The sequence below is a fragment of the Methylocapsa polymorpha genome (assembly GCF_045689225.1).
Taxonomy (GTDB): domain Bacteria; phylum Pseudomonadota; class Alphaproteobacteria; order Rhizobiales; family Beijerinckiaceae; genus Methylocapsa; species Methylocapsa polymorpha.
On the sequence record NZ_CP136862.1, the window covers coordinates 2,626,984 to 2,638,876 of the forward strand.

Below are 11,893 nucleotides of genomic sequence, written 5' to 3' on the forward strand. Positions count from 1 at the left end.
ATGCTGACCTGGCTCGCCGAGTTTTCAAATATTTTCGGACCGCTCAACCTGTTTCGCTACATCACGTTCCGCACCGGCGGCGCGACAGCGACGGCGCTCTTCTTCGTGTTCTTCCTGGGTCCGCGCGTCATCGCCGCCTTGCGTCTCAAGCAAGGCAAGGGCCAGCCGATCCGCGACGACGGACCCCAGTCGCATCTTCTCACCAAGAAGGGCACGCCGACGATGGGAGGCTTGATGATCCTGTCGGGTCTCATCGTCTCCACCCTGCTCTGGGCCAATCTCCGCAATCATTATGTGTGGATCGTTCTTCTTGTCATGATCGGCTTCGGGCTCATCGGGTTCTACGATGATTTTCTGAAAGTGACCAAGCAGACGCATAAGGGCTTCTCCGGGCGGCTGCGGCTCGCCCTGGAGGCTTCGATCGCGATTGCGGCCTGCTATGCGATGATCAAGTTCGGGACGGCCCATACCACGGCTCTCGCGCTGCCCGCCATCAACGGCTATGTCGCTGACCTCGGCCTTTTCTTTCTCGTATTCGGACCTTTCGTGATCGTCGCCTCCGGCAATGCGGTCAATCTTACCGACGGCCTGGACGGGCTCGCCATCGTGCCGGTGATGATCGCGGCGGGGACCTTCGGGATCATCGCCTATCTCGCCGGCAACGCAATATTCTCTACCTATCTCGGAATCAATTTCGTGCCCGGAGCCGGAGAGCTCGCCATTGTCTGCGGCGGCTTGATCGGGGCGGGCCTCGGCTTCCTCTGGTTCAACGCCCCGCCGGCGCAGATCTTCATGGGCGACACCGGTTCGCTCGCGCTCGGCGGCCTGCTCGGCACGATCGCCGTCGCGGTGAAGCATGAGATCGTTCTCGTCATCGTCGGCGGCCTTTTCGTCGTCGAGACCCTTTCGGTCGTCGTCCAGGTGGCCTCCTTCAAGCTCACAGGCAAGCGCGTCTTCAAGATGGCGCCGATTCATCACCATTTCGAGCAGCTCGGCTGGTCCGAGCCGCAGGTCGTCGTCCGTTTCTGGATCATCGCTTTCGTGCTGGCGCTCATCGGTCTTTCGACCTTGAAGCTGAGGTGACGATGACGCCGGTCACCGCCTATAAGGACAAGCATGTCGCCGTGTTCGGTCTCGGCGGCTCGGGATTCGCGACGGCGCAGGCTCTGGTCGCGGGCGGCGCTCGCGTCCTGGTCTGGGACGATAATGAACATGCGCGGGAAAAGGCGCGCGCGGCGGGCCTCAGAATCGAAAATCTTGCGACTATTGAGTGGCGAGATTTCACTTCGCTTGTTCTTTCTCCGGGCGTGCCCCTGACGCATCCGGCGCCGCATTGGACCGTCTTGAAGGCGCGAGAAGCAGGAGTCGAAATCATCGGCGACATCGAGCTCTTTTGCCGAGAACGCCGAAAGATCGCGCCGAAATCGCCTTTCGTGGCGATCACCGGAACGAATGGAAAATCGACGACGACGGCCCTCGTCTCGCATCTTTTCCGCAGTTTCGGTTTCGCTGTCGAGGTTGGCGGCAATATAGGCACTCCGATCCTGGCCTTGCAGCCGCCGGCGCAGGACCGCGTTCACGTCATTGAATGCTCGTCCTTCCAGATCGATCTCGCGCCCTCGCTCGATCCCTCGGTTGGAATTCTCCTCAACGTGACGCCCGATCATCTCGACCGGCATGGGTCGATTGAAAATTACGCCGCGATCAAGGCGAGGCTGGTGCGCAACGCCGATCAGGCCGTCATCGGCGTCGACGATAAATTCACCCTCGCCATCGCCGATGAGTTGCGTAAGGCGGGCCGTCCGCTGACCCTTGTTTCAGTGACTCAGCCGACGATTGAGAATGGCGTTGTTCTCGATGGCCCCCATATCATGCGCCGAGCCGAAGGCCGCTCGAGCGAGATTGCCGACCTTGCGGGTATCGCCTCGCTGCGCGGGGCGCATAATGGCCAGAACGCCGCCGCGGCGGTCGCGGCGCTGGGTTCCCTCGCCGACGATCTCGATCGCTTGAGGAAAGGCTTGCAGACATTCCCGGGGCTCGCGCATCGGCTGGAGGAGGTCGGGCGCAAGGGAAAGGTTCTCTTCGTCAATGATTCCAAGGCGACCAATGCCGACGCGGCCGAAAAAGCGCTGCTTTCCTTCGACAAGGTCTTTTGGATCATCGGCGGCCGGGCGAAACAGGGCGGCATCGAGCCTTTGAGGCCCTTGTTCTCAAAAGTCGTCAAGGCCTATCTGATTGGCGAGGCCAGCGAGGCTTTCGCGCAAACGATCGGCGATGCTTTCCCTTTTGAGATTTGCGGCGCGCTCGAGACGGCCGTACCGAGTGCGGCGCGGGACGCCGAGGCGAGCGACATCGCCGAGCCCGTCGTTCTGCTGTCGCCGGCCTGCGCGTCCTTCGATCAATTTTCCGATTTCGAGAAGCGCGGAGATAGATTTCGCGAGATAGTCAAAGCGTTGCTGGCGGCGGAGACGCAAGTCTGAACGAAACGAGACGGGTCCGGGGGAGCAGAGATGGTGTCGCGCGCGGAACGTTCGGCTGTTGCGAACTGGTGGTGGACGATCGATCGCTGGATGCTCGCGGCGGTCGCTTCGCTGATCGTGTTGGGGCTGGTGCTGACGATGGCGGGCAGCCCGCCGGTCGCCGAGCGGCTCGGCTTGTCGACCTTTCATTTCGTGCATCGTCAGGCTCTGTATCTGATGCCGGCGATCGCCGTGCTCTTCGCCACATCCTTTCTTTCGCCGCGGCAAGTGCGGCGCGTGGCTCTTTTCGTCTTTCTTTTGTCGATGGCCTTGATCATCACGGCGCTTGTCTTCGGGCATGAAGTCAAGGGATCGAAACGCTGGATCTTCGGGATTCAGCCTTCCGAGTTCTTGAAGCCGGCCTTCGTCATTCTCGTCTCCTGGGCGTTTGCAGAAGGCGGCAAGCGCCGCGACGTTCCGGCCAATCTGCTCGCGCTTGTGTTGTTGCCGATCACCATAATTCCATTGATCCTGCAGCCGGATTTTGGCCAGACGCTGCTTATTTCGCTGGTCTGGGCGGCGCTGTTCTTCATGGCCGGGCTGCACTGGTTCTGGGTGGCGGGCATTGGCGGCGCGGGTTTCGGCGCTGGGCTGCTCGCCTATAAATTTGTGCCGCATGTGCGCGCGCGCGTTCTCAAATTCATCGATCCCGCCGCTGGCGGCGGGATCGTCGATACGTTTCAGGTGGACACCGCGCTCGATAGTTTCCTGTCCGGCGGCTGGTTCGGCAAGGGACCGGGCGAAGGAACCGTCAAGCGCATTCTCCCCGACGCCCACACGGATTTCATCTTCGCCGTGACCGGAGAGGAATTCGGCATCATCGCCTGCCTCGTCCTCGTTTCGATATTCGCCTTCATTGCGCTGCGCGGCCTGCTGATGGCGGCGCGCAACGAGGATCCTTTTTGTCGCTTCGCGGCCGCTGGGCTCGTCATGCTGTTCGCCATACAGAGCGCGATCAACATGGCGGTCAATCTGCACCTCATGCCGGCCAAGGGCATGACCTTGCCCTTCATTTCTTACGGCGGGTCCTCCCTTGTTTCATTGGCGCTGGCGATCGGCTTTCTGATCGCGGTCACGCGCAAGCGTCCGGGCGCCGCGATCCTCGCCGATTCGCAAGCGGTGGGTTTCGCATGAGCGACGGACGCCCCATCGTAGTCGCGGCGGGCGGCACGGGCGGACATTTGTTCCCCGCCGAGGCATTGAGCAATGCGCTGGCCGCGCGCGGCATCGCGGTGGAGCTCGTCACCGAAGAACGCGCGACGAAATATGGCGCAGCCTTTCCCGCCCGCGCCATTCACAAGATCGTTGCGGCGACGCCGCGTGGGGGGGCAATCCTCGCCCGCGCGAGCGCAATTCTCACGCTTATCCGTGGGACGCTCGCGGCGCGGCGTCTCCTCAAGCGCATCCGCCCGCGCGCGCTCGTCGGCTTCGGCGGCTATCCGACCGTGCCGCCGGTGCTTGCAGCAACCCAGCTTCGGGTCCCGACGATCATCCACGAGGGAAACGCCGTCATCGGCAAGGCCAACCACTTTCTCGCTTCGCGCGTGGACGCCATCGCCAAGGGTTTCGACGCGCTTGGCGGCGTCAGCGAGAAGATCCGCGCCAAGACCATTCGCACAGGCAATCCCGTGCGCCCCAAGGTGATCGAAGCCGCGAAGATAGAATTTCCCGATTTCTCCGACGGCAGGTTGCGGCTTCTCGTCACCGGCGGTTCGCAAGGCGCAAGAATCATGTCCGACGTGGTTCCTGCAGCGATCGAGCTCATGCCGGAGAGCGCAAGGAGCAGGCTCGTTATTGTCCAGCAGGCGCGCGAGGAAGACATCGCGCGGGTTAAGGCTGTCTATGACAGGCTTGGGCTCTGCGCCGAAGTCGCCGTGTTTTTCTCGGATCTCCCGTTGCGCATCGCCAAGGCGCATCTCGTCATCGCTAGAGCCGGCGCCTCGACCGTTTCCGAACTCGCGGTCATCGGGCGGCCCGCCATTCTTGTCCCGCTTCCGCATGCGCTCGATCAGGACCAAGCCGCCAATGCTAAGCAATTCGCCGCAACCGGAGCCGCAATCGTCGTGGACCAGAGCGCATTTTCGCCGCAATGGCTGGCGACTGCTTTGCTGGATGCGCAAGGCGACCTGCCGGGCCTCGCCCGCCGCGCCGCCGCGGCGAAGCAGGCGGGCGTCGCCGACGCCGCCGAAAGGCTCGCCGATCTGGTCCTGAGCCTCGTCGCCGAGGCGGAGAAAAAACGATGAAACTGCCGCATGAACTAGGGCCCATCCACTTCATCGGAATCGGCGGCATCGGCATGTCCGGCATAGCCGAGGTTCTGCTCAATCTCGGCTATCGCGTTCAAGGCTCGGACGTCGCTGAAAACGCCAATGTGCTGCGCCTTCGCGACAAGGGCGCGCTGGTCCATATCGGCCATAGCGGCGCGAATCTCGGCGCGGCCGAAGTGGTCGTGGTCTCGACCGCGATCAAGCGCGATAATCCGGAGCTGGCGCTTGCGCGGGAGAAGCGGCTTCCCGTCGTGCGGCGCGCCGAGATGCTCGCCGAGCTCATGCGCCTCAAGCAATGCGTCGCCATCGCCGGCACCCATGGCAAGACGACGACGACCTCTCTCGTCGCGACCTTGCTCGTGGCGGGCAAGTTTGATCCGACGGTGATCAATGGCGGGATCATCAACGCCTATGGCACCAATTCCCGGCTTGGGGCAGGGGATTGGATGGTGGTCGAGGCGGATGAAAGCGACGGCACTTTCCTGAAGCTTCCCGCGGATGTCGCGGTCGTCACCAATATCGATCCCGAGCATCTCGATCATTTCAAGACATTCGACGCGATCAAGGAGGCCTTCCGCGCCTTTGTGGAAAATATTCCATTCTATGGCTTCGCCGTGATGTGCCTCGACCATCCGACGGTGCAGGAGCTCGTCGGCAAGATCGAAGACCGGCGAGTCGTCACTTATGGCGAAAATCCACAGGCCGACGTCAGGCTGGTCGACGTCGACCTCACGAATGGCGTTTCGCGTTTCACCGCGATCATTCGCGATCGTAAGGCTGGGACCGAGACCGCGCTCGAAAACATCGTCATGCCGATGCCGGGCCATCACAATGCGCTCAACGCCACTGCCGCCATCGCGGTCGCGCATCAGCTCGGCATGAGCGGGGACCAGATCCGTTCGGCGCTCGCCGGCTTTGGCGGCGTGAAGCGGCGCTTCACGCGGACCGGCGAATGGAACGGAGCGACGATTTTCGACGATTACGGCCATCATCCGGTCGAGATCGCCGCCGTGCTGCGCGCCGCGCGCGCTTCGACCAAGAGCCAAGTCATCGCGGTCGTGCAGCCGCATCGCTATACGCGCCTTCATTCGCTTTTCAATGAATTCGCGAGCTGCTTCAACGACGCAGACGCGGTCATCGTCGCCGATGTTTATCCGGCCGGCGAGGCGCCGATCGAAGGCGCCGATCGCGATCATCTCGTCACCGCCCTGAAGGCGCATGGGCATCGCCAGGCGTTTCCGCTGAAACGGCCGGAGGATTTGCCGGGCCTTGTCCGCTCCCTTGCGAAGCCTGGCGATTACATCGTGCTGCTCGGCGCCGGCAATATCACCCAATGGGCCTATGCGCTGCCGGGACAGCTCGCGGCGGGGGATGGCGCATGAGGCGCGTCTCGCCATGACGGCCGAGATCGCGCATGAGGCGCGAAACTCGGCCCTTCCCGACATCCTTCCCGAACTTCGCCGGGCGACGCCCGAACTGCGCGGGACGCTTGAAGCCCATGCGCCGCTTGCCGGGCTTTCTTTCTTCAAGACCGGCGGTCCCGCGCAGGCGCTTTTCGAGCCTGCGGATGAGGACGATCTTGCCTATTTTCTTGCCCGGCTCGATCCTTCGGTCCCGCTCCTGGCGCTCGGGCTTGGCTCCAATGTTTTGTTGCGGGACGGCGGCGTCGAAGGCGTCGTCATCCGTCTCGGCCGGGCGTTCCAGGACATCGCAGTGGAAGGCCTGTCGCTCACGGCGGGCGCCGGCGCGCCGGATGTGAAGCTCGCATCCGCCGCCGCCAAGGCGGGCGTCGCGGGCCTTTCGTTTCTTCGCGGGATACCGGGGTCGATTGGCGGCGCATTGCGCATGAACGCTGGGGCCTATGGCGCCGAGATCAAGGATGTTTTTCTGTCTTGCCGCGGCGTCGACCGCGCCGGGAAAATCCATGTTTTTTCCAACGCCGACATGGGGTTTTCCTATCGCCATTGCGGCGTCGCCAACGACGTGATCTTCACCCAGGCCACATTTGTTGGCGCTCCCGGCGACTCGGAGGCGATCCTGGCCGACATGGCGGAGATCACGAAAGCCCGCGCGGCGACGCAGCCCGTCAACACGCGCACCGGCGGCTCGACCTTCAAGAATCCGCCGGGGCAAAAGGCCTGGGAATTGATCGATAGAGCTGGCTGTCGCGGCCTCGCCGTCGGCGACGCGCAAGTCTCCGAGCTGCATTGCAATTTCCTTGTCAATCGCGGCGCGGCGAGCGCGGCCGACCTCGAAACATTGGGCGAGATTGTCCGCGCCCGCGTGTTCGAGACGAGCGGCGTGAATCTGGAGTGGGAAATTCTCCGCGTGGGGGCGCCGCGTTGAGCCTGTCCTCGCAGGCGGACCCGGAAGCCCTCACGCCGAAGAGCGATCTCTCGCCCTTCGAGACGCAGGCTTCGCCCGCTCCTCATGACGAGGGATCTTGAGCTTGTCGCCACCTCTCTCAGCTCTCATCCTGAGGAGCGCCCAAAGGGCGCGGCCCAAAGCCCTCATCCTGAGGAGCGCCCAAAGGGCGCGTCTCGAAGGACGAGGGCGCGCGCGACGCCATGAGGTGGGTCTGGTCCAATGCTGAAAACCTTGGCTGCAAACACGCTCTTCCATGGCGACAATCTCGCCATCCTGCGCGAACATATCGCAGATGAGAGCGTCTATCTCGTCTATCTCGATCCGCCCTTCAATTCGAACGCAAATTACAATGTGCTCTTCAAGGCGCCGTCCGGCGCGGCGAGTCATGCGCAGATCGAGGCCTTCGACGACACATGGCATTGGACGCAGGCGGCCGAGCAAGCCTTCGACGATGTGATGCAATCCGGCCATTCGGACGCGGCGGAGATGCTGCGCGCCATGCGGTCGTTCTTGAAAGAGAACGACATGATGGCCTATCTCGCCATGATGGCCGTCCGGCTTCTCGAATTGCATCGCGCCCTGAAGCGCGAAGGCTCGCTCTATCTCCACTGTGATCCGACCGCGAGCCATTATCTGAAGCTCCTGCTCGACGCCATATTCGGCAAGGAGAATTACCGGAACGAGATCGTCTGGAAACGGACGAACGCGCATAATGTTCGGACGCGGCAATATCCGCGCTATCACGACATCCTGCTCTTCTATTCAAAATCCGATCGCTTTTGCTTCAACGAGCAAGTTCAGCCTTATTCGGAGGCTCAGCTCGGCCGCTACCGCGAAGACGAGGATGGACGGCTTTATAAGGCTGAAAATCTGACGATGGTTTCCTCCACGCCGTCGCGCAATTTCGAATGGCGCGGTTCGCGGCCGCCCGCCAATCGCGGCTGGGGCGCCTCGCTCGATCAGCTTGAGACATGGTGGAATGAAGGGCGCATCCTCACCAAGCGCGATGGGACGCCGCGTCTCGATGGTTTGAAGGTCTATTTGGACGATATGAAAGGCAAGGCGGTCGGCTCGATCTGGGATGATGTGGAGCGCGTCGGAAACACCAGCGCGGAACGGCTCGGCTATCCGACCCAAAAGCCCTTGGCGCTTCTGGAGCGCATCGTCGCCGCCTCCTCGAACGAAGGCGATCTCGTCCTCGATCCTTTTTGCGGCTGCGGGACGACTGCGCATGCCGCGCAAAAGTTAAATCGGCGTTGGATCGGGATCGACGCGAAGGATCTGGCGATCGACTGGACAAGGCGTCGGATCGAGGGAGCCTTTCCGGGCCTTCGGTTCGATGTTCGAGGCGTGCTTGGAAAAGATCCGCAGGTTGAAATCGCGACGGTCGAAACCGCTTTCATGGGCGCTGGTTCATTTGCGCCTCGGCGGCGCGGCGCTGCGAGTCGTTTCACATGAAACCTTTTGGTAAGATTCTCGCCGCTCTCCTTACAAGTTTCACTGGATTATCCACATGACTTCCAAACATGTCGCGGTGCTCATGGGCGGCCTCTCGGCCGAACGCGACGTTTCTCTGCGCTCGGGCGAGGCCTGCGCCAAGGCGCTCGAGGCCGAAGGTTTTAAAGTCACCCGCGTCGATGTCGATCGGCGGGTCGCTGAAACGCTCGCGATCCTTCGCCCCGACGTCGCCTTCAACGCCTTGCATGGCCGCTTTGGCGAGGATGGAATCATGCAAGGCATTCTAGAAATGCTGCGGATTCCCTATACCCATTCCGGCGTGCTCGCCTCGGCGCTGGCGATGCGGAAAGATCGCGCCAAGGATATTTTGCACGCGGCGGGGGTTCCGGTCGCCAAGGGCTTGACGGTCGATCGGCTGATCGCCGCGAAAAATCATGTCTTGCCGCCGCCCTATGTGGTGAAGCCGGTCAGTGAGGGCTCCTCGTTCGGCGTCATCATCGTTCGCAAGGACCAGGCGCATCCGCCGCAGGAATTGACCAGAAACGATTGGGCGTTCGGCGACCAGGTTCTGGTCGAAAGCTTCATCGGCGGGCGGGAGCTCACCTGCGCCGTCATCGGCGACAAAGCCTATGCGGTCATAGAGATTCTGGCCGCCGACGGCGGCTGGTACGATTATGACGCAAAATACGCTCCGGGCGGCTCGATCCACGTCCTTCCGGCAAATCTTAAAGAAAATATTTACCAAAATGTTCAAGAGTTGGCCCTAGTGGCGCACAGGGCGCTCGGCTGTCGCGGCGTGAGCCGGACGGATTTCCGATTCGACGATTCTCCCGGGGGAACGGGCGAGCTCGTGGTGCTGGAAGTCAATAGCCAGCCCGGCATGACCGAGACCTCCCTCGTGCCCGAAATAGCCGCTTATGGCGGCTTGTCATTCGGTGAGCTTGTTCGATGGATGGTCGAAGACGCCTCTTGCGATCGCTGAGCGCGATGGATCGCGGCTTTGCGCCGGCGAGCCTGGCCTATGCCGGGGCGCTCTCCCTGCGCGAGGCGGAGGGGCTGCGGGTCAAGATCCGTCCGCGCGCGCGGAAATCAAGGTTTGGCTTGCGCGATCGAATTCTCGCCCGACTGGCGGGACCGGGCGTGAGCGCGATTTTCGCAGGGGCGGTCTTGCTCTCCACTGGCGTTTACGGCGCTGTGAAGGGAGGCCACTATGAGGCTTTCAAGGCCGCGCAAGGGGCCCCGGCCGACATTATCGCGAAAGCTTTTGGCTTCGGCATCGAGGCGGTGACGATCGCTGGCGAAAGCGAGCTCGCCGAGTCCGACATTCTCGCCGCCGCCGATATCGGCCCCCGCAATTCCTTGTTGTTCCTCGACGTCGCAAGCGTGAGGGAAAGGCTGCAAGCGCTTCCGCTCGTCAAGGACGTAAGCGTCACCAAGCTCTATCCGGACCGGCTCTTGATCGAGGTCGAGGAGCGGCAGCCTTCCGCCTTGTGGCAGAAGAACGGTCATGTCGACATTATCGCCGCCGACGGCATGCCCTTGGACGCCATGCGCGACCAGCGCTTCATTCATTTGCCTCTTGTCGTGGGCGCGGGCGCCAACGAAAGGCTCGGCGAATATCTGGCGCTGCTCGAGGCGGCTGGCGACCAGCGCGACAAAATCCGCGCGGGCGTTCTCATCGCGCAACGGCGCTGGACCTTGAAAATGACGAATGGGATAGACGTCCTTCTGCCCGAGCGCGAGCCGGCGGCGGCTCTTGCGAGTTTTATTCAGCTTCAACGCGACTCGCATATCCTAGACAAGGATGTTCTATCGTTTGACTTGCGCCAACCTGGACGCGTCGTCGCGCGATTGACCGAGGACGCCGCGGCCGCGCGGGCCGAGTCGACCGCCCACAAGACGAAATCGAAAGGCGGCCCGACATGAGTTCGCCGGCGCTGCCGCCCCGCCTGCGCCCTTTGCCCGGGCGCAAAAGCGCTATCCTCTCTGTGCTCGACATAGGAACGTCGAAGATCGTTTGCCTCATCGCGCGGCTCAACCCGAGCGCGCCCTCCGAGTCGTTGCGCGGCCGCACCCATCGCTGCCGCATTCTCGGCATCGGGCATCAGCGCTCGCGCGGGATCAAGAGCGGCGTCGTCGTCGATATGGACGCTGTCGAGAACGCCATCCGGCTCGCGGTCGATGCGGCCGAGCGGATGGCGGGGGTGCAGGTCGAAAGCGTGATCGTCAATGCGAGCGGCGGCAGGCTCGCGTCGCAGCTCTTCGACGCCAAGGTCGCGATCGCCGGGCGCGCCGTGACCGAGGCCGATGTCCATCGTGTGCTCGAAGCCTGCACCACGCGCGGCGGGCGGCACGGGAGGGCTGCGCTTCACAGCTTGCCGATCGGCTTTTCGCTCGGCGAAACGCGCCATATCCAGGATCCGAGAGGCATGATCGGCGACGAGCTCGGCGCCGACATGCACGTGCTGAGCTGCGACGCTTCCGTCGCGCGCAATCTGATGCTCGCGGTCGAACGCTGCCATTTGGGCGTCGACGCGATGGTCGCCACCCCTTACGCCGCCGGCCTCGCCACGCTCGCCGACGACGAAGCCGAACTCGGCGCCGCCTTGATCGACATGGGCGCCGGCACGACATCGATCAGCGTCTTCGCCGGCGGCAATCTCACGCATGTCGACGCTTTCGCCGTCGGCGGCAACCACGTCACGACCGATGTCGCGCGCGGCCTCAGCATAAGGCTCGCCGACGCCGAGCGGCTGAAGACGCTTTATGGCGCCTGCTTGCCTTCGGCCTCGGACGAACGCGAGTCGATCGCGGTCGTGCAGGTCGGCGAGGATGGCGACCATGCCGGGCATTTGCCCAAGGCGCATCTCATCCGAATCATCAAGCCGCGCGCGGAAGAAATTCTCGAGCTCGTGCGTGATCGGCTGAAGAGCGCTGGCCTGCCGGCGCATGCGGGACGCAGGCTGGTGCTGACCGGCGGCGCAAGCCAGCTGACCGGCATGCAGGAGGCGGCCAAGCGAATCATCTCCGGGCAGGTTCGGATGGGCCGGCCGCTCGGCGTTCAAGGCCTGCCCGAATCAGCGAAAAGTCCGGCTTTTTCGGCCGCTGTTGGACTCCTTGTCTATCCGCAAGTGAGCGGCAATGAGCATTTTCGGCCCTCGCGCGGAGCTGTTGCGCCTGGGTCCGACGCGAGTGGATACATCGGGCGGGTCGGCCGATGGCTCAAGAATAGTTTTTAGCTGTTGACGGCGGCGTGAAGAGTCGGCGGACCTCTTCATTTTC

The 11,893-nt window shown here is 62.8% G+C and carries 10 protein-coding genes; all 10 read left to right on the forward strand.

Features of this window, described 5'->3' with window-relative positions:
- The 10 genes from mraY to ftsA all read left to right on the forward strand — a co-directional run bounded on the left by mraY (position 1) and on the right by ftsA (position 11,850).
- Positions 1–1,083, forward strand: coding sequence for a phospho-N-acetylmuramoyl-pentapeptide-transferase (mraY, locus tag RZS28_RS12095; protein ID WP_407338000.1), 1,083 nt, complete (start codon positions 1–3; stop codon positions 1,081–1,083).
- A 2-nt stretch (positions 1,084–1,085) separates the two neighbouring features.
- Positions 1,086–2,480, forward strand: coding sequence for a UDP-N-acetylmuramoyl-L-alanine--D-glutamate ligase (gene murD / locus RZS28_RS12100; protein ID WP_407338001.1), 1,395 nt, complete (start codon positions 1,086–1,088; stop codon positions 2,478–2,480).
- Positions 2,481–2,510: 30 nt separating this feature from the next.
- Positions 2,511–3,653 carry an FtsW/RodA/SpoVE family cell cycle protein gene (locus tag RZS28_RS12105; protein WP_407338002.1) on the forward strand — a complete coding sequence of 381 codons (1,143 nt, stop codon included), beginning with the start codon at positions 2,511–2,513 and terminating at the stop codon, positions 3,651–3,653.
- On the forward strand, positions 3,650–4,762 hold the full coding sequence (gene murG / locus RZS28_RS12110) for an undecaprenyldiphospho-muramoylpentapeptide beta-N-acetylglucosaminyltransferase (RefSeq protein ID WP_407338003.1): 1,113 nt from the start codon (positions 3,650–3,652) through the stop codon (positions 4,760–4,762). The genes RZS28_RS12105 and murG overlap by 4 nt, the downstream gene beginning before the upstream one ends.
- Complete coding sequence (murC, locus tag RZS28_RS12115) at positions 4,759–6,168, forward strand: UDP-N-acetylmuramate--L-alanine ligase (RefSeq protein ID WP_407338004.1); 1,410 nt, start codon at positions 4,759–4,761, stop codon at positions 6,166–6,168. Before murG ends, murC begins: the two co-directional genes overlap by 4 nt.
- Positions 6,169–6,181: 13 nt before the next feature.
- The gene (murB, locus tag RZS28_RS12120) at positions 6,182–7,132 is read left to right on the forward strand and encodes a UDP-N-acetylmuramate dehydrogenase (RefSeq protein WP_407338005.1); all 951 of its coding nucleotides are present in this window, start codon (positions 6,182–6,184) and stop codon (positions 7,130–7,132) included.
- A gap of 240 nt (positions 7,133–7,372) precedes the next feature.
- The gene (locus tag RZS28_RS12125; RefSeq protein WP_407338006.1) at positions 7,373–8,611 is read left to right on the forward strand and encodes a site-specific DNA-methyltransferase; all 1,239 of its coding nucleotides are present in this window, start codon (positions 7,373–7,375) and stop codon (positions 8,609–8,611) included.
- Positions 8,612–8,666: 55 nt separating this feature from the next.
- Entirely contained in the window at positions 8,667–9,593 is a 927-nt protein-coding gene (locus RZS28_RS12130; RefSeq protein WP_407338007.1) for a D-alanine--D-alanine ligase, read from the forward strand.
- Positions 9,581–10,537, forward strand: a complete 957-nt coding sequence (locus RZS28_RS12135) for a cell division protein FtsQ/DivIB (RefSeq protein ID WP_407338008.1) — start codon at positions 9,581–9,583, stop codon at positions 10,535–10,537. Before RZS28_RS12130 ends, RZS28_RS12135 begins: the two co-directional genes overlap by 13 nt.
- Entirely contained in the window at positions 10,534–11,850 is a 1,317-nt protein-coding gene (gene ftsA / locus RZS28_RS12140; protein ID WP_407338009.1) for a cell division protein FtsA, read from the forward strand. Before RZS28_RS12135 ends, ftsA begins: the two co-directional genes overlap by 4 nt.
- Positions 11,851–11,893 lie beyond the last annotated feature (43 nt).

Coding starts and splice junctions, on each gene's coding strand:
- ftsA (WP_407338009.1), top strand. CDS start 10,534: ATGAGTTCGCCGGCGCTGCCGCCCCGCCTGCGCCCTTTGCCCGGGCGC.
- murD (WP_407338001.1), top strand. CDS start 1,086: ATGACGCCGGTCACCGCCTATAAGGACAAGCATGTCGCCGTGTTCGGT.
- murB (WP_407338005.1), top strand. CDS start 6,182: ATGACGGCCGAGATCGCGCATGAGGCGCGAAACTCGGCCCTTCCCGAC.
- RZS28_RS12125 (WP_407338006.1), top strand. CDS start 7,373: ATGCTGAAAACCTTGGCTGCAAACACGCTCTTCCATGGCGACAATCTC.
- RZS28_RS12130 (WP_407338007.1), top strand. CDS start 8,667: ATGACTTCCAAACATGTCGCGGTGCTCATGGGCGGCCTCTCGGCCGAA.
- mraY (WP_407338000.1), top strand. CDS start 1: ATGCTGACCTGGCTCGCCGAGTTTTCAAATATTTTCGGACCGCTCAAC.
- RZS28_RS12105 (WP_407338002.1), top strand. CDS start 2,511: ATGGTGTCGCGCGCGGAACGTTCGGCTGTTGCGAACTGGTGGTGGACG.
- murG (WP_407338003.1), top strand. CDS start 3,650: ATGAGCGACGGACGCCCCATCGTAGTCGCGGCGGGCGGCACGGGCGGA.
- murC (WP_407338004.1), top strand. CDS start 4,759: ATGAAACTGCCGCATGAACTAGGGCCCATCCACTTCATCGGAATCGGC.